We start from the raw sequence: 25,726 nt of genomic DNA on the forward strand, positions 1-25,726 counted from the left end.
GGAAAAGTGACCATGAAAAAACACACTTTAGCCTTGTGTCTGGCGGCCATATTGGCCCCAGCCGCACACGCTGCTGAGATTAAGGTCGAAGACCTGACTTGGAAAGCGATCACTTTTGGTCAATCGACCGACATGAACTTTGGCTCAACCATTTTGCCTGAAAAAGTCGGCGTGAACCAAGTGACGGTCAATGGTGATGTTGTCGCTGCTGGTAAGTTAGCGTCCACATTTACCATTGAAAGCCGCGGCGGCAAGTTAGCTAACTCGCATGAAGGACTCACCTTTTACTACACCGAGCTACCAACTGATGTGAACTTTACCCTCAGTGCCGATGTGGTGCTTGAACAGCTTGGCCCGGAAACAGGCGCGACACCCAACCGCCAAGAAGGCGCAGGTTTGATGGTGCGCGACATTCTAGGTGCCGAGCGTTTAGTGCCGCAACCTGAGGGCCATGAAGAGTTTCCGTCTGCATCGAACATGGTGATGAACCTAATGCGTTCTCACACCCGCACGAACGATGGCATGACCAACATCAACGCATCGTTTCGTGAAGGCGTTTATCAACCTTGGGGAACACCGGGTAACCGTTTAAGCCGTGTCGATTATGTGGAAGGGGTGCCTTACGGCACGGCTGAAACCTACCGCATGACGCTGACACGCACCAATGATGGTTTCAAAGTCAGCTACCGTAATGGCGAAAAATTTGTTGAGCAAGCGGTAAAAGGCGCGAATGCCAATATCGTTGAAATGCAAAACTCAGACTCGCAATACGTCGGCTTCTTTGCGTCACGCAATGCAAAAATGACGGTGAGCAATGTCGATTTGCAGCTTGCTGCGGCGGATACCGTGGACGCTCCAAAATACGCGGCCAAGCAGGGCGAATTGGTATTCCAAATCGCTTCTTCACCTCGCTCTGCAACCAAGGAGTATCCGGTTCAAGCTCGTGCCAACTACTCGGGCGAATTTGAAGTTCTGCACAATGGCAAAGTGGTAGCGAAGCAAACCGTGACGGCGGGTGAGCTGTTCAGCCAGTGGCTGACACTTGATAGCGGCGCGAATCAAATGGAAGTGAGATTCACCGCCATTGACGGCCCAAACAAAGAGACACAAGCGCACCGTTACAGCGTTGACGTTGTTTCTCTGCCAGACCCAATGACGCTGTATGTTGCACCAAACGGCAGTGACAAAGGCAACGGATCTCAAGCGCAACCGCTTGATTTAGCTACCGCAGTAGAACTGCTTCCTGCTGGCGGTACCATCATTTTGAAAGATGGCGACTACCAAGGGATGGAAATCCCGCTGACAGCGAGTGGCAGTGTCGACAAGCTCAAGCACCTACGTGCGGAAGGAGACAATGTTCGCTTTGTTTCGGAACTTCGTCACGAGGCAAATTACTGGCATTACCAAGGAATTGAAGTCGCGGGTGCGCAGTTCATTGTTCATGGTAGCCACAACACCTTCGAAAAAATGGTGACACACGGCGCGCCAGATACTGGTTTCGTGATCACCTCTCCTGAAAACATTGGCCGCGCACTGTGGGCAAGTTACAACCAAGTGATTGAAAGCGAAAGCTACAACAACATGGATCCTTCGCAGATCAACGCAGACGGTTTTGCGGCCAAGATGCGTATCGGCGATGGCAACACTTTCATCCGTTGTTTGTCTCACCACAACATTGATGACGGTTGGGACTTGTTCAACAAAGTGGAAGATGGCGCAAACGGTGCGGTGACCATTTTGGATTCCATCTCGTTCAGCAACGGTCGCACACTCGATGTTGCCAACAAGGGTGGCACGATTGGTAACGGCTTCAAGCTAGGCGGCGAGGGGATTCCGGTTCCACATGTGGTGAAAAACAGCCTGTCTTTCAATAACAACATGGACGGATTTACGGACAACTTTAACCCTGGTGCACTGGTATTGAGCGACAACGTGTCGATTGATAACAAGCGCTTCAACTATTTGTTCCGTAAGAGCCCATATTCCGGCGAGATTGAGCAAGGCACGTTCACCAATAACCGTTCTTACCGATTCCATGTCAGCAGCAAATATGACGACGTGATCAACAGTGCGAAATCGACTGGCAATGCGTTGGTCGAAAATGGCACAACTTACACCAGTGATGGCAAAGCGGTCGACAGCAAAACGCTCGCGCTATTAAAGCAAGCGTCAGTGATTGATACCCAGCAAGCCATTCCGGGTAAGCAAGAGGCGATGCAGCTTAAGCAACTTATTCACTAACGAGTAACCACGGGCTCTCAGGAGCCCTTTTTTTCGTCAAAACTCACCTTACAACGGTCGCATTTTTACGCTTTTCGACTTGTCAGTGACAATCTCTTTTTGGTTCTAAGATTAACTAAGGGAATGCAGCAACGACGAGTATGGATCCGCAGTTATTTACAAGACGCTCACTATTGATCTTCATCACGTTTGAGCGCAAAAAATAAAAAATGAACCGTTGTTTTGATTTTTGTCTCAGTTAGTTTTGTTTTTGAAAATATAATTTATCTAAATTAAAACAGCGTTTCGAGGTTTCTATTATGGAATACGATTACTTAGTAATAGCAGGCTACTTTGCCCTGATGGTGGCAATCAGCTTGCTGTTCAAAAAAATGGCAAGCAATAGTACCAGCGACTATTTCCGCGGGGGCGGTAAGATGCTTTGGTGGATGGTTGGTGCCACAGCATTTATGACTCAGTTCTCTGCATGGACGTTTACCGGTGCAGCGGGTAAAGCGTTTAACGATGGCTTCGCAGTATTGGCTGTGTTTGTTGGCAACATGGTGGCGTACGTTTTCGCTTACTTCTACTTTGCTCGCCGCTTCCGCCAAATGCGAGTCGATACGCCAACTGAAGGGGTAAAACGCCGCTTTGGTAACACTAACGAGCAGTTTTTCACTTGGGTAATCATTCCGTTAAGTGTGATTAACGCGGGTGTTTGGCTAAACGGTTTAGGTGTGTTTGCTTCTGCGGTATTTAATGCCGACATCGTGACTACTATTTGGGTGACTGGCCTTGCGGTATTGGCTATCTCATTGCTGAGTGGTGCGTGGGGCGTAGTGGCGTCGGACTTTATTCAAACGCTGGTTGTTGCGGTTATCTCCATTGCTTGTGCGGCAGTTGCATTGTACGTCGTTGGTGGCCCTGGCGAGATCGTTGAGAACTTCCCTGGTGGCTTCATCATGGGCCCAGATATGAACTACCCACTACTGTTAGTTTGTACGTTCATCTTCTTCGTAGTGAAACAGCTGCAAAGTATCAACAACATGCAGGAGTCTTACCGTTTCCTTAACGCGAAAGACTCGAAAAACGCAAGTAAAGCTGCGCTGATGGCGCTTGTGATGATGCTATTTGGCGCGGTAATTTGGTTCATCCCACCTTGGGCTTCAGCAATCCTGTACCCAGATGCAGCAACGCAATACTCATCATTGGGTGCGAAAGCAAGCGATGCGGTTTACCTTGTCTTCGCTCGTGAAACAATGCCTCTAGGCACCGTTGGTCTGCTCATGGCAGGTCTGTTTGCGGCGACCATGTCTTCGATGGACTCTGCACTAAACCGTAACTCAGGTATTTTCGTTCGCAGCTTCTACTCAAACATCGTGCGTAAAGGCCAAGCTTCGGATAAAGAGCTACTGCGTGCTGGTCAAATCGCATGTTTGGTGAACGGCATCCTCGTTATCATGATGGCTCAGTTCTTCAACTCACTGAAGCACCTAAGCTTGTTTGATCTAATGATGCAAGTGGCGACGCTACTTCAATCACCAATCCTCGTTCCATTGTTCCTTGGCATCATCATTCGCAGAACGCCGAAATGGGCACCATGGGCAACAGTTGTGGTTGGTATGTTTGTCTCTTGGTCTGTGGTGAAAATCTTCACTCCAGAATTTGTTGGTAGCTGGTTCGGTATGGATGAGCTAACACGCCGCGAAGCAGGTGAAATGCGCACAATGATCACCATTGCTGCTCACCTTGTCTTTACTGCTGGTTTCTTCTGCCTATCGACTCTGTTCTACAAAGAAGAAACAGACACGCACAAAGAGACAACGGCGGAATTCTTTAAAGATGTGGACACCGAGTGTGTTGCAGAAGAAGGCCAAGACATTGTTGACCGCATGCAACGCGCGAAATTGGGTACGCTGGTTATCTACATGGCCGCAGGTTTAACACTGATGGTGTTGATTCCAAACCCACTATGGGGCCGCTTATTGTTCCTTGCCTGTGCAGCGTCAGTCTTTGCTGTCGGCTACGGCTTGAAGAAGAGTGCCAAGCTAGACACACAGCCCTCTAAAGTAGCCGCGACAACGACCCAATAATCTGAATTTTTGTTTTGGCTGCCCTCGCTTGGGCAGCCCTTTTGTGGAGATATATTATGGCTAAAGGTGATGTGATTACTCTCAACTTCGAAACGTTTGTTGATAGTGATACCCAAGTGAAAGTGACGCGATTAACGCCAACGGACATGATTTGTCACCGTAACTACTTTTACCAGAAGTGCTTTACTCAGGATGGAAAAAAGCTGCTGTTTGCAGGTGATTTCGACGGAAATCGCAACTATTACCTGCTTGACCTTGAAACGCAACAAGCAGTCCAACTGACGGAAGGTAAAGGTGACAACACCTTTGGCGGTTTCATTTCGACGGATGAGCGTGCATTTTTCTACGTGAAAAACGAACTGAATTTGATGAAAGTCGATTTAGAAACGCTGGAAGAACAAGTCATTTATACGGTCGATGAAGAGTGGAAAGGCTACGGTACTTGGGTGGCAAATTCTGACTGTACCAAGTTAGTTGGTATCGAGATTTTAAAACGTGATTGGCAACCGCTGACATCGTGGGAAAAGTTTGCCGAGTTCTACCACACCAATCCAACTTGTCGCCTAATTAAAGTGGATATCGAAACCGGTGAGCTGGAGGTGATCCATCAAGACACTGCGTGGCTAGGTCACCCGATTTACCGTCCGTTTGATGACTCAACGGTTGGTTTCTGTCATGAAGGTCCGCATGATTTGGTGGATGCGCGCATGTGGCTGGTCAATGAAGATGGCAGCAACGTTCGTAAGATCAAAGAGCACGCAGAAGGTGAATCGTGCACGCACGAGTTCTGGATTCCAGATGGCAGCGCAATGGCGTATGTTTCTTACTTCAAAGGTCAAACTGATCGCGTGATTTACAAAGCCAACCCAGAGACATTAGAGAATGAAGAAGTGATGGTGATGCCACCTTGTTCTCACCTTATGAGTAACTTCGATGGTTCTTTGATGGTTGGTGATGGTTGCGATGCGCCAGTTGATGTTGCAGATGCGGACAGCTACAACATCGAAAATGACCCGTTCTTGTATGTATTGAACACAAAAGCGAAATCGGCGCAAAAACTGTGTAAGCACAGCACATCTTGGGATGTGTTGGATGGCGATCGCCAAATTACTCACCCGCATCCGTCATTCACACCGAACGATGATGGCGTGTTGTTTACCAGTGACTTTGAAGGCGTTCCTGCGATTTACATTGCGGACGTGCCGGAGTCTTACAAGCACTGATTACATCAAACATGATGATGAAAAACGCCCGGTGATGCCGGGCGTTTTTATTAGGATGAGAGCTGGAATCGAAAAGACATGAACCACTATTGATTGGATTCCGCGTCTTCACGTTTAATCACTTTGTGCCCATCTTCAGACACGCCTTGCTTCCAATAGCTGCTGATGTAGATATTCTCGCGATCGACTTCTTTCTCATTGCGGAAATATTGGCGCAGCGCACGCATTGAATCGAACTCACACGCACACCATATCGAAGCGTTACCATCTAACCACTCGAGTTCGCGAACGCTATCAGCCAAGGCTTGCCCTTCGGTTAACCAAATCAACTCCATGTCTGCTGGCGCGTGTAGGGGTTGGATGTCGGCTGGAGACATCACGCTGATCACTGCATAGCCTTTGGCCTCTTCTGGCAACGTACGAATTTTCGCAGAAAGCGCTGGAAGTGCCGTCATATCGGCAGCCATGAAGAACCAATCCGCCTCAGTATTTAAGTTGGAGATGCTACCTGGCCCCACGATGTTGATCGTGTCGCCTTTTTGCGCGGCTATTGCCCAACGTGCTGCAAATCCGCATTGCAGATCTTGCGTTACGTGTCGGACGAAATCCACTTCGATTGAGCTGGTTTCTGGATGAAAACGTCGAATTGTGTAAGTGCGCATGATTGGTCGGTCGTCTTCTGACAGGATGCTCAGATCCGCGCCGCCCATATCGTTAAACAGTAATTTGATGTAACTGCCTTCGCAGTCACGAGGAAAGTGGCTCAGCGCCTCACCTTGCAAGGTAATGCGCTGCATGTTTGGAGTGATGGTTTCTGTGTCTGTGACAACAAGCGTTTTAGGTTGAGGCTTCTTTTTCATTGTTACTTTACTCGATAATTATTCTCTTTCTCATTTAAAGATTATCAAGTTCCCTAACAAGAGGGTAGCGTCTTTAAACAAATTTACACTGTGAATTAACGCCAAAGCCTCAAGAAAAATATTACCTTTATCCTTTCTCTAACCACGTAAAGTGAGTCGTTTTTTAACCATAAATGGACTTATATCATTGGAATCGTAGACAAAAGCAACAGAGCTGCCATGCTGTAGTTGAACCCCTTAATGCGTTTATCGGTGGTCAACCAACGCTGCAATTGCATGCCTGCCGCCGTCCAAAATGTCACCGATGGCAAGTTGGCTAAACAGAAGATACCGGCGATAAAAGTCAGTTCAAGCCAAGAACCGCCGCTGGTGTATACCGTAATCGCCGTCAACGCCATCGACCAACCTTTTGGGTTCACCCACTGGAATGCGACAGCCCCTAAAAAAGACATCGGGCGAAAATCGTGTTTTGCTTCGGTTTTGTCGCTGGTGGCGATTTTGTACGTCAAGTACAGCAAATAACTCAAGCTCAATACTTTCAAAATGGAGTGGGTGAGCGGGTAGGCATGGAACAGGCTCATCAAGCCAATGCCCACCAAAATTAACATGGCACCAAAGCCGAAGGTAATGCCCAACATGTGTGGGATAGTGCGTTTAAAGCCGACATTTGCCCCTGAGGTCATCAACATAATGTTATTGGGACCCGGCGTAAAAGTGGAGACAAAAGCGAACAACGCCAAAGCGCCCAGTTGATGATATTCCATAGATTGTTCCTTGAATCAGTTCTCGATAAGTTGAGAACAACTATAAGTAGAACTGAGGTCAATATTGTGCTTTTATTTGATGATTAGAAACTAAATAAGCAATGAAACATCATCATGGATAGATTTGACGAAAGAATATTGCAAGTGCTCAAACGAGACGGAAGAATCTCCAATGTGGAGCTGTCGGAACGCGTTGGTTTATCTCCATCTGCAACCTTACGCCGAGTGCAAGATTTAGAGCGTAAAGGCGTGATCAAAGGCTACCGAGCGGTACTGGATAATCAGCAACTTGGCGTGGGTTTTGTCGCTTATGTGTCGATTGGTTTGGCCTCGCACTCTAAGCAGGCGCAGCTGGGTTTCGAAGAGCATGTGCGTTTTGTAAACGAGGTGGTGGAATGTCACAACATCACTGGTGCGAACGAGTATTTGCTGCGTGTGGAAACGCAAGATCTCGCCGCTTATAAAGCGTTTCACGCTGATGTGTTGGGTGAGTGCGAACACGTCAAGTCGATCACAACCATGGTGGTGATGGACACACCAAAAGACGAGCGCTAGCCAAACGAGAGTGACAATTTTTGTGGCACACGAATTTGAAGTGACTCGAAAGAGTCAGTCGAGTATGAGAATGGTTCACAACAAATGCTGGAAAGCAGATGGCACTCTTACAATTTCCATATTTATTCTCACCTTCTAAATAATCCCATCCTGCTAGTTTTGCTTAAACCGCTTGTGTTTCAGAGCGGCGAGTCAGCAAAATTAAGGATGAACGATGAAATCACATGTAACACTTCCTCTTTTGAGCTTAAGCGCTGTTGCCGCATTGAGCTCATTTAACGTCAACGCCCATGGCTGGGTAGAGTTTCCAAGTGCTCGTCAAAATACGTGTTATTTAGACGGTGGCTTTTGGACCAACGAGATCCCTAACCAAGCGTGTAAAGCGGCTTTCGAAGAATCTGGCGCGTACCCGTTTGTGCAACGCAGCGAAATTGCGGCGAACGTACCAAACTACCGTGACATGGCACACGTTCAGGCGGTGGTTCGTGACGGTGAACTGTGTTCTGCCGGCGATGCGGCTAAGAAAGGCTTGAACATTCCTTCTCCAAACTGGCAGCGCACCAATGTTACGCCAGATGCAAACAACCAGATTGAATTGGTGTTTTACGGCAAAGCGCCGCACAATCCATCGTACTGGGAATTCTATCTCACCAAGCCAACTTATGATGATTCAAAGCCTCTTGCTTGGAGTGATTTAGAGCTGATCGACACCGCAGGTGATGTGTATGTTGATGCGGAAAAACGCTACCGTATTCAGGTGACTTTCCCTGCTGATCGTTCGGGCGATGCGGTACTTTACACTCGTTGGCAGCGTATTGATGTTGCTGGTGAAGGTTTCTACAACTGTAGTGACATTACGTTAAACGGAACAGGCACGACGCCACCGACTGACCCTGTTGATCCAACCGAACCGGGCAACAATCTGACATCTCTAGGCTACTTTGTTCAGCAAGGTTTTGGGCCAGTAGAGTCTGGCGATACGGTGCGTTTCCGTACGTTTAATGCGACGGGGAATGAAATTGTCGATATTTCACTACCAATCAGCACAAACAATACGGCTACTTGGGCGGCAGAAATAGCAGATCAATTTAACGCGCAGCAAACGGGCGATTGGTATGTGGGCATTTGGCATCAAGAGATGAATCACTACATGTTCGATAGTAAGAACGTGAATGCAAACCAAGTATTAGCGCCAAGTGCAGACTTCAGTTATGCGTTGTCACTGATCAAAGCGGATGTACCGCCACCAGTTGAACCAACCAACTTGTGGGACAAGACGGCCGTTTATAACCAAGGTGATGTGGTGACGCACAACGGCAAAGAATGGACTGCCCAGTGGTGGACGTCTGGTGAGGAACCTGGCACTACGGGTCAATGGGGTGTATGGCGTTAAGCCATTTATTCTGGCCCTGAACAGTAAAACCCTTCTCATGTGAGAAGGGTTTATTTTTTCAGTCTAAAACGACCACTTTGGTCGAGTGGTTGTCTTGAAAATCAGAGCACATATCGTTATTCGCTTGCTCTCCACTCGCTCCAGTTGAGCATCGCGTAGTCTGCCAGTTTTAGCATCGGAATGTCTTCGTGTGTATCACCGTAGGCATAAACAGACGCAAACTCGTCGAGCGAAAACGCCGCCTTAACGCGTGAGACTTTTCTTTCTAAACTGCAATCACCTTGCTGGTAAAAGCCACTCAGTTTTGGCTGTTCTGAGATCAGTTCACTGCACAGCAAGTGGTAACCGTTCGCCTCACACCAAGGCTTGAGATACGCATTGAGTGATGCCGACACCACTACAATGGTATCGCCTCTGTGTTGATGCCACGCCAATCTTTCCATCGCTTCTGGCCTCAAGTACAGCGGGATCACTTCATGGGCAAACTGAGCGCCAATCGCTTCAATTTGCTGCGTTTCTTTCCCTGAAAATGCAATAAAACTGCTGAGTGGGCGCATAACACGAGCGGGTAACACTCCGAGTTTGTACAGCGCATAAAATGGCATGATAGCGACCTTTCCTACTCGTTTGCGCAGACCATAAGCAGAATAGTGGAGGAAAAGGCTAAACATATCCTCTCGGGTGATGGTGCCATCAAAATCAAACAGTGCCAGTGACGGCTTAGTAGTATCGAGCAAATTCAGCGCCTATTTTTTGGTTTAAGATCGTTTTGTGTTTATTGATAAAACACCGCCAACCAGATGGTTTCTTGTGTTGGGTCAGTCCAGCTCACTTTGTGTTTGGTATGAGCGGGAATCGTAACGTGCTCGCCTGCCTCAAGTCGTTGCACTACACCTGATTCAAACGTCAGCTCTCCAGCTCCTTTAAGAACCAATACCCATTCATGTTCTTCTTGATCGTACCAGCCACTTTTGGGCGAGGTTTGCCCCGTTGAGACAATGCGTTCTATACGCAGGTTTTTGTGGGTCAGCAGGTCTTCGAACACTTCCTCGTCGAGGTTATTCGGTAAGTCTTTAAACAGGTTCATGGCCTTTCCTTAGAGAATGATCAGTCCAAAAGGCGCAAGCAATTGCTCTTGTTGCCAATCACAAATTTTAACACCAAACAGAGAAACGCGGCGAACATCCAGCCCGTCCAGTTCGACATGAGTCAGATCACACTGCTCAACGTTAAAGGTTCCCCATTGTTCTGGCGAGAATTCGCAGCGAGATAAATCCGAGCCTTTGAGAGTTGCCCCTGCGAGGTTCGCACCGTTCCAACGGTTTTCAAAGAGGTCACATTTTTCTAGTAACACTCGCTCGAAGTTACAGTAGGTGAGGTTGCAGCCAGTAATAAAAGCAGAACAGAAAAACATGGTGTTACTGACGCGATTAGCAAAGTTCGCACCTTGGAAGTTTGCCCCTTTGAGATCGCACTTACGCAGCTCCAAGCCCATACAATTTGCGCCGTTAAACAGGCTCATCGCCAACATACAGTTCGTAAAGCTGGCATCTTTTAAGTTCGCGAAGCGAAAACTACACCCTTCTAGCGCTTTGGATTCGATAAAGCGACAGTCGATGAACTTAGCATCGCGCAGATCGGCATGGTCGAAACTGCACATATAAAAGTGGCAGTTTTTAAAGGTGGCATTCTGAAAATCGTGATGAGAAAAGTTTTCTCGTTCAAAAATGAGATCGGTTTTTAACATGTCTTCTCCTTAGCTGCGAGCAGACTAGCACTCCAAGTGACTGATTTTCCAGAAAAATAACTTCTTTTATTTCAGTGTTTTACAAACCCCTTAAATCGCGATTTTAAGGGGTCAAACGAGAGTTTTAAGTGGGTTGTTTTTTGAAAATAGAAGACGTAGAGGAAGAAAAAAGTTTTTGCTGGCTACGAGCCTTAGCGAGAGGATTCGTGTTTCTGAGTAAGCATGGCTTCTCACACGCACAGTTTGCATTACAGAATTGTATCCGATTTGCATAATTTGTTGATCGGTATGGCGTTTCTCTATACAAAAAACCTATATTTTTCACAAATTGATTTCCATCAAAATAGTAGGGTTTCTATGTGCTAGATTGCGCGCAGCTCAAAAAAATATAGATGCCCGTGTGCTTCAAGGCGCTGAGTTTACTTGAAATCTAAGGCCAGTCAGCAGGCACACCTTTGGGTACGACATAACGAAGCCCTACAAAAGGAAATAAAAAATGAAAAAAACAATCTGCAGTCTAGCAGTGGTTGCTGCACTCGTGTCACCAAGTGTTTTCGCTCATAAACAAGGTGACTTCGTTCTTCGTGTTGGTGCGGCGTCTGTCGTTCCAAATGACAGCAGCGATAAGATTCTTGGTTCTCAAGAAGAATTGAAAGTGGATTCAAATACGCAGCTTGGTTTGACGTTTGGCTACATGTTCACAGACAACATCAGCCTAGAGCTTCTAGCAGCAACACCATTCAGCCATGATATTTCAACAGACTTGTTAGGTCTTGGTGATATCGCGGACACCAAACACCTTCCACCAACGCTTATGGTTCAGTACTACTTTGGCGAGCCACAAAGTAAGTTCCGTCCATACGTTGGTGCAGGTCTCAACTACACCATCTTTTTTGATGAAGGCTTTAACAACAAAGCGAAAAACGTGGGCTTAACTGATCTTAAGCTAGACGATTCATTTGGTTTAGCAGCAAACGTAGGCGTGGACTACATGATCAACGATCAATGGTTCCTTAACGCATCTGCGTGGTATGCAAACATTGAAACAGAAGCAACATACAAATTTGGTGGAGCGAAGCAAAAAACCGACGTCAAAATTAACCCTTGGGTATTTATGATCAGCGGCGGTTACAAGTTCTAAGAAAAGCGGTAGTTACACACATTACACGCGCATTACAATTATTGGCATGACTTTGGGGGCGGTTACGGGGACTGCCCCTTTTTTTATCTGCATTTCCGTGTGTATTAGATTGCACACGATTCAAGCAATAGTTCAAGGTTTAAAACTGGATCTTAACCTTGCAGATCATTTTATTGTTCCAAGATCGAAAAGTCCTACACTGGTCACATAATTGAACAAGTGGACAATATAAATGAGCGGCGACATCGCGAAGCATTCTTCCGCCAGATCTAAGCTGGTAAAAACTCTTTTCTTCACTCTTTGTGTTATCGCATTTGGTGCGATGTATTGGTCTTGGCAGTATTCAGACAGTCACCCAAGCACAGAAGATGCCTATGTTAGGGCAAAAATTTTGTCGGTAGCGCCTCAGGTAAAAGGCCAAGTGGTTTCTGTGGATGTCAAAGACTTCCAATCTGTTAACAAAGGTGACCTACTGCTGAAGATAGATTCACGCCCATATTTGTTGGCAGTGAAGCAAGCAAAAGCGGCATACCAATTGGCGGTCCAGCAACATGACGTTGCCGATAAGCAGGTAACTGAAGCTGTTGCGGGCTTAGATGCGGCGCGATCTAACCTGACAGAAGCGCAAGTGGAGTACAAACGTACGGATTCTCTAGTGAAACGCAAACTGGCGTCAGACCAAGATTTAGATACGGCGAAAAACAAACTAGCCAATGCCCAAGCGAGCCTAGAGCAAGCGCGCGCGACGGTAGAAAAAGCCATTGCGAACCGTGGTGAAGAAGGCGCAGAGGCTGCGGTCGTTCAACAAGCTGCAGCACAGTTAGCGCAAGCGGAGCTGAACTTGAGCTACACCGACATTACGTCACCAGTGGATGGCATTGCCGGTGAAATCAATACGCACGTAGGCTCGGTCGTTAGCGTGGGTCAAACGCTGTTCCCTGTGATTTTAAAAGACAGCTATTGGGTACGCGCGAACTTTAAAGAAACCGATCTTACTCATATTAAACCTGGCATGCATGCGGATGTGGTGATTGATATGTACCCAGACGTGGTGTGGAAAGCAACGGTAGAACAACTATCGCCTGCGAGTGGTACATCGTTCTCCTTGATGCCACCAGAAAACGCAACGGGTAACTGGGTTAAAATCAAACAGCGTTTCCCTGTACGTTTGGCATTAGAAGTACCGGCCGATGCGCCGCAACTTCGCGTGGGTGCGAGCTCAGAAGTCACCATTGATTTGCAAAGTAGCGTGCAATGAGCCATCAAATTACGGCAGACAAACGGGGGATTGCCACCGTCGCCGTGATGCTTTCTGCCATCATGGTGTTAATCGATATGACCGTTGCGAACGTGTCGCTATCGCACATGATGGGCGCGTTGGGCGCAACGGCAGACCAAATTACTTGGGTGCTGACGGGTTACAGCATGGCGGAAGCGATCTTCATTCCGATGACCAGTTTCTGGGTGTCGCGCTTTGGTGAACGCAAAGTCATGCTGGTTGCTGTGATCGGTTTTGTGATTGCCAGTGCGCTTTGTGGGCAAGCACAGTCTCTTGAAGAGATGGTGCTGTTTCGCATTATCCAAGGCGCTTTCGGCGCGTCGGTGATTCCATTGGCGCAGTCGACGTTAGTGCAGATTTATCCGTATGAGCAAAAAGGCAAAGCGATGGCAATTTTCTCCATCGGCATTTTGCTTGGTCCTATTTTGGGCCCAGTTGTGGGTGGCGTGATCACCGACAACATCAACTGGCGTTGGATTTTTTACATCAACTTGCCATTCGGTTTGATCTGTACCTCTTTGATTTATCGCTATATCCACATCGACAACAAATCCAAACCTAACTTTGACTGGTGGATCATCGGTTACATGGCGTTAGGTGTTGGCGCGTTGCAGTTTGTGTTGGATAAAGGTAACGAAGAAGACTGGCTCAACTCACGCATGATCCAGACCGCGATATTACTCGCTGTCATGGGGTCGGTGATGTGGATTTATCGCAGCTGGAAAACCAAAAGTCCAATAGCGCCATTATGGCTGCTTAAAGACCGAAATCTTATGGTCTCGTCGTTGATGATTGCCGTGGTGTCGATGGCGATGTTTGGTCTGACGACTCAACAACCTATGTTGTTGGAAAGCTTGCTGGATTATCCGGTCTCAACCACTGGCTTATTAATGGCACCGCGTGGATTGGCGTCAGCGGCGATGTTAATTTTGGTGATTAAACTCAATCCGCAATTCGATCCCAGAATCAAAATAGTCTTTGGCTTGAGCTGCATCGGGATTGGTAGTTATTTGATGACGCAATACTCACTGCAGATCGATACATTTTGGATTGTGATGCCGAGTATGATTCAGGGGATGGGGCTTGGTTTAACCTTCTCGACGCTGTCCACCTTGGCGTATTTAACGATTCCGAAAGAGCAATCTGTCGCGGCGGCAAGTATTTACAATCTGTTCCGTACGATTGGTAGTTCGTTTGGTATCTCTATCGCCACCACGTTCCAATATCGTGATAGTCAGCAGCAATGGCATGCGCTGGGAGAGGGTATTAATCCTTATAATCCTAACTTGCATGACTGGGCGGCCAATCAGGGGCTTTCCATTACCGACCCGGTTGCGTTAGACCAATACCAACAGATGTTGCAGCAGCAATCGCAAATGGTCGCGTTTGTGCACACCTTCCAGCTTGTGGGAGTGATGTTCGTGATCATGATGCCGATGCTGGTTTTCATCCGGTCGCGTGAATAACAACAAGTTCAGGTGAACCGTGTAAGAGAACGCCTCTCAAGTTGTGACAGCTTGAGAGGCGTTTTTTATTGGACGGCGTCAGTGAAAGAAGGACGTTTACTCAAACGTCACTTCGTCAAAATGCGGATTGGCTTTGAGCGCGCGCATTGCGACTAATTGTTCAGTCGGGAAGGCGGTGTGCTCACCATCCATATCTAAAAACAAGCACTCTTGTCGCTGCATGTCGTAGCCTGTGTCGAACGCGTTGCCCTGATGAGTTTCACCATTTTTTAGTGTGATCTCGATAGGGAGCTTAAACATACAGGCGATTTCAATAAAATCGTATTGGCTGCAAGTCACCATAGTTTTCTCCTTTCAAACCGACGCAGTATTCAGAAGGTTTGAGAACCGTATCCTTAAATAGAAGACGTTTGATTGAAACTGAATCTTCATCTTACACCTCATTTTGGTCACGAAATAGACATACACGCACGTTTTAATAAACCTACTGTTGAGCGTTCGCAAGCGAGACAAAACTACGATATGTCTGAGACGATACTTAAGCGCACATACCTAACGAGTGAACAAAAGACACAAAAGCCAAGTTCACTGATTCCGCCTCAAACCTACCATGCGCAGTTGGCGCACCGTGTTCACCACTCGCCTCAATTTGAAAACGGCCGCGTTAAAAACGAGATGCCAAATGTCCCTAGTCCACAATCATTCTGGCAGGTGTGTTGGAGTTATCTTGGTGGTAGAACGCCGTTGAGTCCTAACGAACATCTGCCACATTCCCCAATTCAACCCACGCAGTTTGCGCAGCGAAGTGAATCGATGCGCCTTACTTGGCTGGGCCATTCCACCATGCTGGTGGAGGTCGATGGCATTCGAATTCTGACCGATCCGGTATTTGATTACGCTTCTCCGTTCATCGCAAAAGCGTGGTTTGAACGCAATATTCCCAATACCCATGCCAGAGATTGTTTGCCGATTCCTGAAATCATCGTGATTTCGCACGATCATTACGACCATTTAGAAGCATCGACCATACGTTTCTACGCCGATAAACCCGTGACGTTTTATGTACCCTTAGGGGTTGGCAAGCATCTGATAAAGTGGGGCGTTTGCGCAGACAACATCGTGGAATTCGATTGGTGGGATAGCGTGCACTATGCTGGAATCGAACTGATTTGTACGCCTGCTAACCATAATTCGGGTCGTACTTATTTCGATAAAAACGCGACCCTGTGGGCTTCTTGGGTCATCAAAGGAAAAGAAGAGACGCTCTATTTTAGTGGCGATTCAGCTTACGATTCGCACTTTTCCGAGATCGCACAGCGATGTGGACCAATCGACATTGCCTGTTTGGAAGTGGCTGCCGATGTGAAAGGCCAAGGTTATCCGGTCGAAAACTGGGGGCACATGCAGGCTCATCATACCGTGCAAGCGTTTCGCGATTTAAATGCGAAAAAACTGTTGCCAGTACATTGGGCTACATACGAGCTATTTACTCACCGTTGGGACGAACCGATTTTAGATTTGCTTGCCCATTGTCAAAAAGAACATATAACGCTGCTGACGCCAATGCCGGGGGAGAGTTTTCACGTTCATCAAGAACATATAAATAAACAATGGTGGCGAGAAAAAGAAATATGTGAGCCAGCTAGAATTTTGACTTAATAATATGATCTTAATTCAATAATTATTTTGGAAATTAACCTTGTTATTTTCAGAATATAACAAGGATTTTACTGGTCATTGAAATTAAAAATTTCCATAGATTCACTTTCCAATTGTGATCTCACGCTTTTATAAATCGATTGGTGTCATTTTTTGATACTTTTCATCTGAAAATTTGCGCTCTTATCAGAAAAGTTTTAGTAAAAATCTTTGCCATCTTAATTTTACTCTTCAAAACAATTATACTGACTATTATCTTGATAAGCCCATAGAGCAATGGCTATAACTTGTTCTGGGTGGGTGAAATGTATCCAGTTAAAGAAAAGTAAAAAATCTAATGGATAAGACATGTTTTACGCCAACAAGATAGAATATTGAGACCAAAATCACAAGAGTAGGACTCTCTTGAATTTATCATCATGGATGCTGAATAAATAAAATACAGGCATTGTTCGATGAATAATTCTGCAACGTATTTACTTGCTGCTTTACGAGAAAAAATAAAAGAAAAAGGCATTGGATATTCCGAGCTTTCTATTGGACTTGGAATCCCGCTTTCTACCATAAAAAGGCAGCTTCACAATACGTCTCTTGGTTTAGATAAAATCTTGTTGTACGCCACGCACCTTGATACGGATTTGGTTGAGTTATCCATGCGAGGTAAGCAGCTGCAGCAAGAGAGTGAACAGTTTATCACCGACACCAACAGTGAGATTTTCCATCAATATCCTCACTTATTTGATTTTCTTTATCTTTTGCGTCGACCTGAGTGGTCTTTAGAAGAGATCGCACGGAGATACCAGCTGAGTGATACTTCCGTTGCGCTCTATTTACGTGCACTAGAAATGATGGATTACATTGAACTTAAAGGGGATAAACACTATCAATTTAAAGATACAGGCCGCTTTATTTTTGAAGAAGGTTCAAATTTAGACACGCTATTTGCACAGCGCTTTCGTGAAGAAGTGTTTAGCCACGATATTCGACCTCCAATTTGTGTTGGACGCATTGCGATTACCGAAGAACAAGAAGAAAAACTGGCAAATGAAGTGTACAACAAATTAATTGAGTTTGATGTTCAAAATAAAACCAGTGAAAACAGTCAACGACTAAAAAATGTTTTACTCACTTTTACGCCTGGTAATCAGATATTTTTGGCTGACACAATTCCGAATATTAATGGCGATTTATTAAAAGCCATCACTGTCGCTAAAGAAAAATAAAATAATAATTATTGGAAGCTCGTGCTTATTTAGTGCGAGCCGGGCTTCTGCACACTAAAAACACTCATTTATATAAATGAGAATATAAAAATAACGTAAATAATAGGGAAAAAGTATGTTTAAAAAGAGCACACTTGCCATTCTGATCGGGGCTACTATTTCGCTTGTTGGATGTGGTTCCAATGATAAAACTGAAATCCGTTTACCACAGGCGCCAACTTCAGAATTTACTAACGTGATTGATCGTACTGGTAATCCAACTTACCTGCGTGATTACGACAGTTATTCGAACCTGAAGTACAACGCACTCACGGACAACGGCGCGTGGCATGGCCATTTGCTACCTGAAGATGCGGCGGGTTATGGCGCTTTCGGCGGTATTATGCAAGTGACGCAAGAGTACGCGCATTTTATGTCTGGCCAAACGTTCGACAAGCTCACGTTGACCGACAAAGTGAGTGGCCAAACTTACGATTTATCGAACGCAGAAGCGAAAGTCTATTCCATTCCAGGGGCATTAGTGCAGGTGTTGGACTTGGATGATATTCACGTGCAAATGGTGCTGCGCTTCGTGACTGACCGCTCTTCGCTGGTGGAAACGCTCATCACTAATAAAACTGATCGTGATATGAACTTGGCGTTGGAGTGGGACGGCGAGTTGGTGAAATACGCGCTGTCGACGCGCAAAGACCAAACCGTGGCGCAGTACTACCCAGATTACAAGCGCCAGATTTCGACCATTGAGAACGGCATTAAAATTAACTTTAGCGAGATGAAAGACAACTGGGCGATCCGTAACGACCGCGATGCCGAGTTCCGCATTACCCGTTCTCTACCGACGAAGACGTTCACCAACGAAACCTCATTCAGTTCTACCGCGGAGATGAGCCTACCAGCTGAGCAAACATCGGCGGTTTATACGGCGTATTCTAACCTGCACAATGCGAAAGAAGTGCAGTCAGAATCGTTGAAATTGCAAGATGTGTTGGCGAATCCAACTCAATACATGGAAGCGTCGAAAGCGCGTTGGGACGGCTATTTAGCGAATGGTCTTATCAACAAAGAAGCGACAGCAGACCAAGCTCGCGTAGCGGTAAAAGCGATGGAGACCCTAAACGGTAACTGGCGCTCTGCGGCGGGCGATATTGAACAAGCGACAGTCACGCCATCGGTCACTGCGCGTTGGTTCTCTGGTAACTTAACGTGGCCGTGGGATTCGTGGAAACAAGCGTACGCGATGGCGCATTTCAACCCAGATGTTGCGATGGACAACATTCGCACGGTATTCCAAGAGCAAGTTCAAGCTGATGACAAGATTCGTCCGCAAGATAAAGGCTACTTGCTGGATGTGTTGACGTACACCAAACCTGTTAGTCGTGGTGGTGCTGGCTCTGAAAACTGGAACGAACGTAATACGAAACCATCGTTGGCGGCATGGTCTGTGATGGAGGTGTATTACGCTCTCGTGAACCAGTTTGATCGCCCAGAAGACGCGCAAAAATTCATTGATGAAATGTATCCGAAGTTGGTGGCATACCACGATTGGTGGCTATCAAACCGCGACCACAACCAAAATGGTGTGCCTGAATACGGCGCGGCAGTGGACCCAGCACACAACACGGAAGAAGGCGTGATGTACGTTTGGGTAGAAACGCGCGATCCTAACTTCACGACCATTATTCCAGCAGAAGACATCATCGAGCAAAACGGTAATTCTTATAAAGTAAAAGGCATGGCGTCTTACAATAAGATTCTCGATGAAGTGGATTACATGACGATTCACGTCGGCGCACAAGAAGCGGCGGGCTGGGAATCGGGCATGGATAACGCGGCTCGTTTTGGCTTTATCTACAACATCCACAATATGAATTCGCAAGCTGAAGACATCAGCAATCCAGACAGAAATGTGGATCAACTTGGTCGCTACGCGGCAAGTGCGTACGGCTTTGATAACAGCATCAAGCTGGAAGGCGAAGAGTGGGTGTACAGTAATACGTCAGCGGAAAACTTAGCGAAACTCGATCTTGCGAAGAAAGATTGGGAAGTTCGTTTTGCAGAAAACCGCACCAACAATAACGCAGCGGACGGCGAGCTGCTTGGCTTCTCTATGCTGCAAGAATCGGTGGATCAAGCCTCTTACATGTACTCAGACAACAAATACTTAGCGGAAATGGCGAAGTTGGTGTCCGATGGCGTAGAAGGTAAAGACCGCGCGCAAGAATTCCTGAACGGTGCCGAGAAAATCAAAACGTACATTAACCAATGTATGTTTGATGAAAGCACAGGATTCTTCTACGACATTCACTTAAATGTGGCTGAAGATGGCACTACTCCTGCGCCTCTTGCAAATGGCTGTGCGGGTTTGCCTATTGTAGAGCGTGGACGTGGCCCTGAAGGTTGGTCGCCGCTGTTTAATGGTGCAGCAACGCAAGAGCATGCCGATAAAGTGATCGCGGTAATGCGTGATCAAGACGAGTTCAACACGCCAGATAAATTCCAAGGAACGGGAGTGCCTTTGCCGACCGCATCGCAAACCAACCCTGCTTACGGTAAAGATGTGTACTGGCGTGGTCGTGTGTGGCTAGACCAAGTGTACTTTGGCTTCCGTGCGATGGAAAACTACGGCTACAAAGAAGAAGCGATTGCAATGGCGAATGAACTGTTTAACAACGCAGAAGGTATGACGGGTGACATGCCAATCCGTGAAAACTACAACCCAGAGACGGGCGCGGTACAAGGTGCGTCGAACTTCTCTTGGTCTGCGGCGCATTTGTACATGATGTACAACGGATTCTTCAAAAACTAGATCGCACACATTAGGCGCTTTGGATGACCCCCCCTAGCATTCGTAACGCTTAACGAACGATAATTCAGTGACAAATAAGACAAACCGGACTGTATTGGCAGTCCGGTTTTTTTATGCCTCTTGTCACAAAGATTTCAGTGCTGGGTCAGGGCGTGTTGCCATATCGAAAGCATCTCTTCACTAAACAAGTAAAAGCGCATGTCGAGTGCCGCGTATTCCGGTCTTTGGCAAACGGCCATCGCGACTTCTGCTGCTTCTTGGGGTGGGTAGCCATACACTCCGCAAGAAATCGCAGGCAGCGCCACACTTTGGCAGTGGTTGGCGAGCGCGAGATCCAGCGAACGTTGATATGCAGATTCCAACACCGCCTTTGGATCGGCGAATTTATCGTAAATTGGGCCAACGGCATGAATGACGTAACGCGCGTTTAAATTGCCAGCCTCAGTAATGCGTGCGTCACCAAACGGGCATCGAATACCGTCGACATCCTCAACGGCATAACACGCATTGATAAGCGCAGGCCCTGCTGCGCGATGAATGGCACCATCGACGCCACCTCCGCCGAGCATTCTCGGGTTTGCTGCATTCACGATGGCATCGACATGTGCGGTGGTGATGTCGCCTTGGACTAACGAGATCGCGTTCATTTTTTTGAGCCTTCTACAATGGTGAGAAACAAATGGTCAGTAACAGAGTTAAGTGTAGCTTACTCATCAATCACTTGAGGTTTTAACTCGACGACATTTCCTTCCGGATCATGAATATAGAGTGAGCGACCGAACCCTTGTGCGCCGTAGCGCTTCGCAAAATCTTCGGTTTCAATGCCGTTCGAACGCAGATATTCCAGTATTTCATTTTCGCAAAAAGGCGCTAGTTGCAGGCAAAAATGGTCAATATTACGACCATTTTGAACTGGTGGCTTTCCGCCAAGTTGCCCTAACTCGCTGTCCACCGTCACCACATCAATCAATGCGTTACCAGCCCTAAGCTGGGTTAAACCAAGCTCCATTACTTCGCGCTCGACTGGGCAACCCAAAATATCTCGATAGAAATGCAACATGGCGTCGAGGTTGCACGTTCTTAACACGACATGATCAAGGGCTTGGATTGCGATTGGGTTGTTGGTGGGCATGCTTCACTCCTTTTGTGCGGTTATGGAAAAGTATACGACCTGAACGTCCATATTGATCGTTAAGCCATTTTTAACATATGCACTTTTGGTCATAAAGAATGCATTTAAGAATAGAGAAAGAGTTTTTGGCGAAACGCCTTGATGTGCGACCGCGTCAGGCGTTTAGGCCTGCAGCAAATTGGTCACGCGCCCAAGCTCGCAAACATTGATGGGAAGTGCTGGATTCATCTCGTTTATGGAAAATCAGTTTATAGCTGACCGGCTCGGAAAACATTGGAGTTTGAATGACTTGCAGATTCAAAGCCGATTGCCATTTCTGCGCCAAAGACAGGGGAAGCACGCCTAAGCAATCGTGTTTCGCCACATAAAGCATCATGCCAGAGAGCGATGTTGTCATCATTTCCACATCACGCTCTTGCAGCCCTGACTGGTGAATTTCGGTGTCGCTAACTGGGAAGTCTTCGTCTCCGACAAATCGACAGTGCTTTTCAGAATAAAACCGTTCTTGTTCGATTTTTCCTGCGATACGTGGGTGATCTTGACGACAAATCACCACCATTGGTTCTTCAAAAATTGATTCACTGATAAACGATGGGTCATGAATGGTCGTTGGGCTAATAATCAAATCGATCTGTTTAAGTCGTAGATCATTCAATAACGAAGGTAAATCCGTATCGGCGCAAATGCTGATCGTGTTGGTTGGTGTGATGCGGTGGATCAGCGCCTCGTTACAGCTCAGGCGGAAAGTGCTTTGATCGGAAATGGCATCATTAATCATCGCAAACGCCTGATGAAATTTAGGTAGCAACTGATGCGCTACAGAAGTGAGTTTGATTTGTCGCCCATCCTTCACAAATAACGATTTGTTGGTTTCTTTTTCCAAACGCTTCATGGATGCGCTAATCGCAGGCTGAGTTAGCCCTAGGTGCTCTGCGGCGCGAGAGTAAGATTGATATTCAGCAACAATTAAAAAGGTTTGGATTAGATTAAAATCCATACGATACCTAAATAAAAATAATCACTAGATTCAGTGGGCGTCTCTTTGATTTTTGGGCTTGATGTTCGCCCTAGACAACCACCTTGAAATAAGCCTCCTTAACGTACTTACGAGCTAAGGAGGCGACAGAGCAGTGGTTCGTTAAAACGAATTATTTAACTACTTTGATCTCAGGCATTTGATACTCACCACTTTGGATTGCATCGTCAGCGCCGTAGAAACGCATGATGGCGTAGAACGGTTTTTCAGGTACTGGCAAGAAGTTTGGATCGTCTGCACGGCCTTTCTCGTTCGCACTCATGTAAATGGTGTAGTAACCGTCTTTGTCCGCTTTCATGGTTCGGTCGCCACGGCTGTGACGGTTTAGGTCGTTTTTCGCCATCAAACGGTTGTCGTTGCCGTAAATAGTAACAGACCAGAATTCGCTGACGTTCGGCGCTTTAAAGCGCATCACGTAATCATGCTTCGAACCATCCAGTTTTTGACCAGTGCTGTCGAAATCTGATTTACGGTAAGACGCTTCGATAGGTGGTAAGCCCCACTGACCAAGGTAAGTACCTTCTGCAAAAATATCGCGTGGCGCATCACCCAAGGTATCGCGTGTACCAAGCAACGTACGAGCATCTGTCATTTTAGGCGCAAGTTCGACGAGGTGTTCCATGCCTTTCTTCTCACCAATTTTTGCCAGTTTTAGCTGCTCAGGTGTGAAGTCAGTTTTGCATGGTTCAACGCCGATAGATTGGTATTTGTCCAACCACTGTTTGTCTGCACTACCCATCGAGCCATCACATAGCACGAAGTTCACGCGTTCAAGCCATGTTGAACTTTTTGGATCTGGGTACGTTCTTTGTACTGGTTTTGGCCCGTTCTTACCTAAATATTCCGATAGGGTACGAATGTTCCATTGGTCCATGTAGTTAAGCGCGACTTTCGCATCTTCGTCATTCACTGCCATGATGCGACCCATCAGCTTCACAAGATTGCTGTCTACGCGAACCACTTCGTCGACAGAAGCTGGCACTTCTCCTTGCCAATCTTGTGCTGCAAACATGAACTGGCCGCCTTTTGTGCCGCGAGTACGAGAACTGAACGCTGCGTTGGTGTAGTGGCCCATGTCCATTGTGTGCAAGATCCAGTAACGGCCTTCATCCATATCAGGCACGCTCACAATGACAGGTTCTGCAGCAACATCTAACCAACCCATAAGGTGAAGCGTATCGTTATTAATGGTTGGGTGAGCGGTGTAAGAGTCATCAGCTAGAGCTCGAATATTCTGAAAGCGGTTGAGCGGATAGTTGTTTTCTACCGCCGTGTGATAGAAAAACTTGTACGCTTCATCAATAGAGTAGCCGTAGATATAAGCATCTTCTGCAAGATCAACATTGGTGTTAGCCGCAAATACAGGGCTGGCTCCTAGCGCTGATAATCCCAATAGAGTAACGAGTAATTTTTGTTTCATGGCTGGTTTCATCCATTTGGTTGTGAGGATATGTTTCCAGCTAAGCTTAGTCGTTAACCCGTTTATTACAGAAATGAATTGTAGGTATTTAGTCTATATCAAAAGTGATATGCTTTGAGAAAAGCTAAAGAGATAACGTTGATGAACTTTGATTACAATTTGCTCAAGGTGATTGCGGTGATTCTTGAAACACGCAACACCACAACGGCTGCGGAGCGTTTGTGCACCAGCCAGCCTGCTGTGAGCCGAAGCTTGCGTAAAATTCGGGATTTGTTTAACGACGACATTTTAGTGCGTAAGGGCACCAATATGGAGCTCACGCCGAAAGCCGAAGAGATCAAAGCGCAGCTTTCTGGGATCATCAACGACATCGATAAGCTAGTGAATGTTTCTCATAGTTTTGATCCCGCGACCGAAAGCAGTGTGCTGCGTGTTGCGATTAACTCGTCCATTGCGCAATGGTTTTCTGCCGCGTTTACTCAGCTGCTAGCCAAAGAATCGCCGTTTATGAACTTGGTGATCGAAGACTGGACGGAAACCACGCCAGACAAAATCGATGCGGGTGAAATCGCTTTTGGTATCAACTATTTCCCTATGGAATTGCCGAAGCATCTGGTTCAGAAGAAAGGCGGGCGGGACGATTTTGCTCTGGCCTGTCGCGCGATGCATCCGCATGGTGGCAAACGCATGTACTTGGATGACATTTCAGAGTACGCGTACGCGGTTCACATCATCCAACATTGGAATGAAAAAGAAGATCACATCTCGCGCTTATTACAGCCTTTTTTAGTTGTCCCAAGAATTCAACTGCGTACCACGCACATCAACACCATTTTGAATTTGGTTGCGGATAGCGATGTGCTGTTTCCTTGTTCGCGTCACTTGATCAATCAGTTAGATAAGCGTTTTTCTTCTATCGAATTTGATGACGCGCTGCCGAAATTAGAGGGTAACTTCGGTTACGTTTACAGCGTAAAGCGCCGCAATGATCCGTTGATATTGTGGGTTAACAATACCGTTGAATCGTTGATGAAGTCGTTAGGCATTGAGTCGTAACAATGGTTGGTAAAACGGTTTGAACAACCGGGTTCGATAACGCATTGATCCCGGTTGTGTTGCTTGATGCAATTACTCGTATTCAGAAGCGTAAGTTTCTTCATAAGTGTGCGAGTAAAGCTCGAACAGGTTGCCGAATGGGTCTTCTAGATAAACCATTTTCGCAGGCTTGTTATCGTCTTCTGGGTGGTAACGCATGATGTCCATACGCACTTTGCCACCCAACGCTTCAGTGCGCTTGATTGCACTTTCAAAGTCGTCTGTCTGCAAACAGAAATGGAAGATACCGATGCGAGAAAAATCCACTTCATGGCGCTCTTGACGCTCTTTCATTTCAAATAACTCAAGTCCGATGCCATCGCTTGTCACTAGATGCGCAATGTTGAAGCCTTTAAAGCCCTCACCAAAGACCGCAATACACATTCTGCCAATTGCGGTTTCGCGCTCTTCAATCACTTTCGTGTTGCCCATAACGACTTTTAGACCAAGCGCTTGCGTGTAAAACTCAACCGCTTTATCCATATCTCCGACCATAATACCGACATGATTCATTTTCATTTGTTTGCTCCCAACATGTGTGCTTAAACGTTGTTTTGTTTCGATGTGGGAGAGTATATGGCGCGGTTTTAATTACATAAAATTATCATAAATTA

General features: G+C 46.6%; 23 protein-coding genes. 12 read left to right on the plus strand and 11 right to left on the minus strand.

Annotated elements, in window-relative coordinates; genetic code table 11:
• The first annotated feature begins 12 nt into the window (after positions 1-12).
• From DYB02_RS20615 to DYB02_RS20625, 3 genes are all read left to right on the plus strand, one after another.
• Entirely contained in the window at positions 13-2,241 is a 2,229-nt protein-coding gene (locus DYB02_RS20615; RefSeq protein WP_029806481.1) for a right-handed parallel beta-helix repeat-containing protein, read from the plus strand.
• Between the two features lie 299 nt (positions 2,242-2,540).
• Positions 2,541-4,313 carry a sodium:solute symporter family protein gene (locus DYB02_RS20620; RefSeq protein WP_005487072.1) on the plus strand — a complete coding sequence of 591 codons (1,773 nt, stop codon included), beginning with the start codon at positions 2,541-2,543 and terminating at the stop codon, positions 4,311-4,313.
• 56 nt (positions 4,314-4,369) lie between these two features.
• Positions 4,370-5,536, plus strand: coding sequence for an oligogalacturonate lyase family protein (locus DYB02_RS20625; RefSeq protein ID WP_029807190.1), 1,167 nt, complete (start codon positions 4,370-4,372; stop codon positions 5,534-5,536).
• An 86-nt stretch (positions 5,537-5,622) separates the two neighbouring features.
• Here DYB02_RS20625 and DYB02_RS20630 read toward each other — a convergent pair whose 3' ends face one another.
• Both DYB02_RS20630 and DYB02_RS20635 read right to left on the minus strand, forming a co-directional pair.
• Positions 5,623-6,396, minus strand: coding sequence for a siderophore-interacting protein (locus DYB02_RS20630; protein ID WP_029806492.1), 774 nt, complete (start codon positions 6,394-6,396; stop codon positions 5,623-5,625).
• A 179-nt stretch (positions 6,397-6,575) separates the two neighbouring features.
• Positions 6,576-7,160: a LysE family translocator gene (locus DYB02_RS20635; RefSeq protein WP_025523178.1), complete on the minus strand. Its 585-nt coding sequence runs from the start codon at positions 7,158-7,160 to the stop codon at positions 6,576-6,578.
• Positions 7,161-7,274: 114 nt separating this feature from the next.
• Between DYB02_RS20635 and DYB02_RS20640 the strand changes: the two genes are divergently transcribed.
• Positions 7,275-7,715: an Lrp/AsnC family transcriptional regulator gene (locus DYB02_RS20640; protein WP_005482841.1), complete on the plus strand. Its 441-nt coding sequence runs from the start codon at positions 7,275-7,277 to the stop codon at positions 7,713-7,715.
• A gap of 214 nt (positions 7,716-7,929) precedes the next feature.
• Entirely contained in the window at positions 7,930-9,108 is a 1,179-nt protein-coding gene (locus DYB02_RS20645) for a lytic polysaccharide monooxygenase (protein ID WP_023623110.1), read from the plus strand.
• Positions 9,109-9,224: 116 nt separating this feature from the next.
• On the opposite strand, the gene DYB02_RS20650 is transcribed toward DYB02_RS20645, so the two are convergent.
• From DYB02_RS20650 to DYB02_RS20660, 3 genes are read right to left on the minus strand one after another with little or no spacing between them, the layout of a single operon-like run.
• The gene (locus tag DYB02_RS20650; protein WP_015312770.1) at positions 9,225-9,845 is read right to left on the minus strand and encodes an HAD-IB family hydrolase; all 621 of its coding nucleotides are present in this window, start codon (positions 9,843-9,845) and stop codon (positions 9,225-9,227) included.
• A 38-nt stretch (positions 9,846-9,883) separates the two neighbouring features.
• Entirely contained in the window at positions 9,884-10,195 is a 312-nt protein-coding gene (locus tag DYB02_RS20655; RefSeq protein WP_020841649.1) for a cupin domain-containing protein, read from the minus strand.
• Positions 10,196-10,204: 9 nt separating this feature from the next.
• Entirely contained in the window at positions 10,205-10,855 is a 651-nt protein-coding gene (locus tag DYB02_RS20660; RefSeq protein WP_005460782.1) for a Qnr family pentapeptide repeat protein, read from the minus strand.
• Positions 10,856-11,351: 496 nt separating this feature from the next.
• On the opposite strand from DYB02_RS20660, the gene ompW reads away from it, so the two are divergent.
• From ompW to DYB02_RS20675, 3 genes are all read left to right on the plus strand, one after another.
• Positions 11,352-11,996, plus strand: a complete 645-nt coding sequence (gene ompW, locus DYB02_RS20665) for an outer membrane protein OmpW (protein ID WP_005460838.1) — start codon at positions 11,352-11,354, stop codon at positions 11,994-11,996.
• A 232-nt stretch (positions 11,997-12,228) separates the two neighbouring features.
• The gene (locus DYB02_RS20670; RefSeq protein WP_005460787.1) at positions 12,229-13,254 is read left to right on the plus strand and encodes an HlyD family secretion protein; all 1,026 of its coding nucleotides are present in this window, start codon (positions 12,229-12,231) and stop codon (positions 13,252-13,254) included.
• Positions 13,251-14,741: an MDR family MFS transporter gene (locus tag DYB02_RS20675; RefSeq protein WP_005460814.1), complete on the plus strand. Its 1,491-nt coding sequence runs from the start codon at positions 13,251-13,253 to the stop codon at positions 14,739-14,741. The genes DYB02_RS20670 and DYB02_RS20675 overlap by 4 nt, the downstream gene beginning before the upstream one ends.
• A gap of 96 nt (positions 14,742-14,837) precedes the next feature.
• On the opposite strand, the gene DYB02_RS20680 is transcribed toward DYB02_RS20675, so the two are convergent.
• Positions 14,838-15,083: a Rho-binding antiterminator gene (locus DYB02_RS20680; protein WP_005460845.1), complete on the minus strand. Its 246-nt coding sequence runs from the start codon at positions 15,081-15,083 to the stop codon at positions 14,838-14,840.
• A gap of 180 nt (positions 15,084-15,263) precedes the next feature.
• On the opposite strand from DYB02_RS20680, the gene DYB02_RS20685 reads away from it, so the two are divergent.
• The 3 genes from DYB02_RS20685 to ygjK all read left to right on the plus strand — a co-directional run bounded on the left by DYB02_RS20685 (position 15,264) and on the right by ygjK (position 20,429).
• A complete protein-coding gene (locus DYB02_RS20685; RefSeq protein ID WP_029805907.1) occupies positions 15,264-16,400 on the plus strand; it encodes an MBL fold metallo-hydrolase in 1,137 nt (378 codons plus the stop codon).
• Positions 16,401-16,855: 455 nt separating this feature from the next.
• Positions 16,856-17,623, plus strand: coding sequence for a hypothetical protein (locus tag DYB02_RS20690; protein WP_017447041.1), 768 nt, complete (start codon positions 16,856-16,858; stop codon positions 17,621-17,623).
• Positions 17,624-17,738: 115 nt separating this feature from the next.
• Complete coding sequence (gene ygjK / locus DYB02_RS20695; protein WP_021450375.1) at positions 17,739-20,429, plus strand: alpha-glucosidase; 2,691 nt, start codon at positions 17,739-17,741, stop codon at positions 20,427-20,429.
• A 134-nt stretch (positions 20,430-20,563) separates the two neighbouring features.
• Here ygjK and DYB02_RS20700 read toward each other — a convergent pair whose 3' ends face one another.
• From DYB02_RS20700 to DYB02_RS20715, 4 genes are all read right to left on the minus strand, one after another.
• Positions 20,564-21,076, minus strand: coding sequence for an O-acetyl-ADP-ribose deacetylase (locus DYB02_RS20700; RefSeq protein WP_029805905.1), 513 nt, complete (start codon positions 21,074-21,076; stop codon positions 20,564-20,566).
• A 59-nt stretch (positions 21,077-21,135) separates the two neighbouring features.
• Positions 21,136-21,561: a VOC family protein gene (locus DYB02_RS20705; protein WP_029805903.1), complete on the minus strand. Its 426-nt coding sequence runs from the start codon at positions 21,559-21,561 to the stop codon at positions 21,136-21,138.
• Positions 21,562-21,715: 154 nt separating this feature from the next.
• Entirely contained in the window at positions 21,716-22,558 is an 843-nt protein-coding gene (locus tag DYB02_RS20710; RefSeq protein WP_029805902.1) for a LysR family transcriptional regulator, read from the minus strand.
• A 151-nt stretch (positions 22,559-22,709) separates the two neighbouring features.
• The gene (locus tag DYB02_RS20715) at positions 22,710-24,017 is read right to left on the minus strand and encodes a DUF1254 domain-containing protein (RefSeq protein WP_029845803.1); all 1,308 of its coding nucleotides are present in this window, start codon (positions 24,015-24,017) and stop codon (positions 22,710-22,712) included.
• A gap of 141 nt (positions 24,018-24,158) precedes the next feature.
• Between DYB02_RS20715 and DYB02_RS20720 the strand changes: the two genes are divergently transcribed.
• Positions 24,159-25,073: a LysR family transcriptional regulator gene (locus tag DYB02_RS20720; protein ID WP_029806227.1), complete on the plus strand. Its 915-nt coding sequence runs from the start codon at positions 24,159-24,161 to the stop codon at positions 25,071-25,073.
• Between the two features lie 72 nt (positions 25,074-25,145).
• Here DYB02_RS20720 and DYB02_RS20725 read toward each other — a convergent pair whose 3' ends face one another.
• Positions 25,146-25,631 carry a VOC family protein gene (locus DYB02_RS20725; protein WP_025588940.1) on the minus strand — a complete coding sequence of 162 codons (486 nt, stop codon included), beginning with the start codon at positions 25,629-25,631 and terminating at the stop codon, positions 25,146-25,148.
• Between the last annotated feature and the right edge of the window lie 95 nt (positions 25,632-25,726).

This window comes from Vibrio parahaemolyticus (genome assembly GCF_900460535.1).
Lineage (GTDB): Bacteria > Pseudomonadota > Gammaproteobacteria > Enterobacterales > Vibrionaceae > Vibrio > Vibrio parahaemolyticus.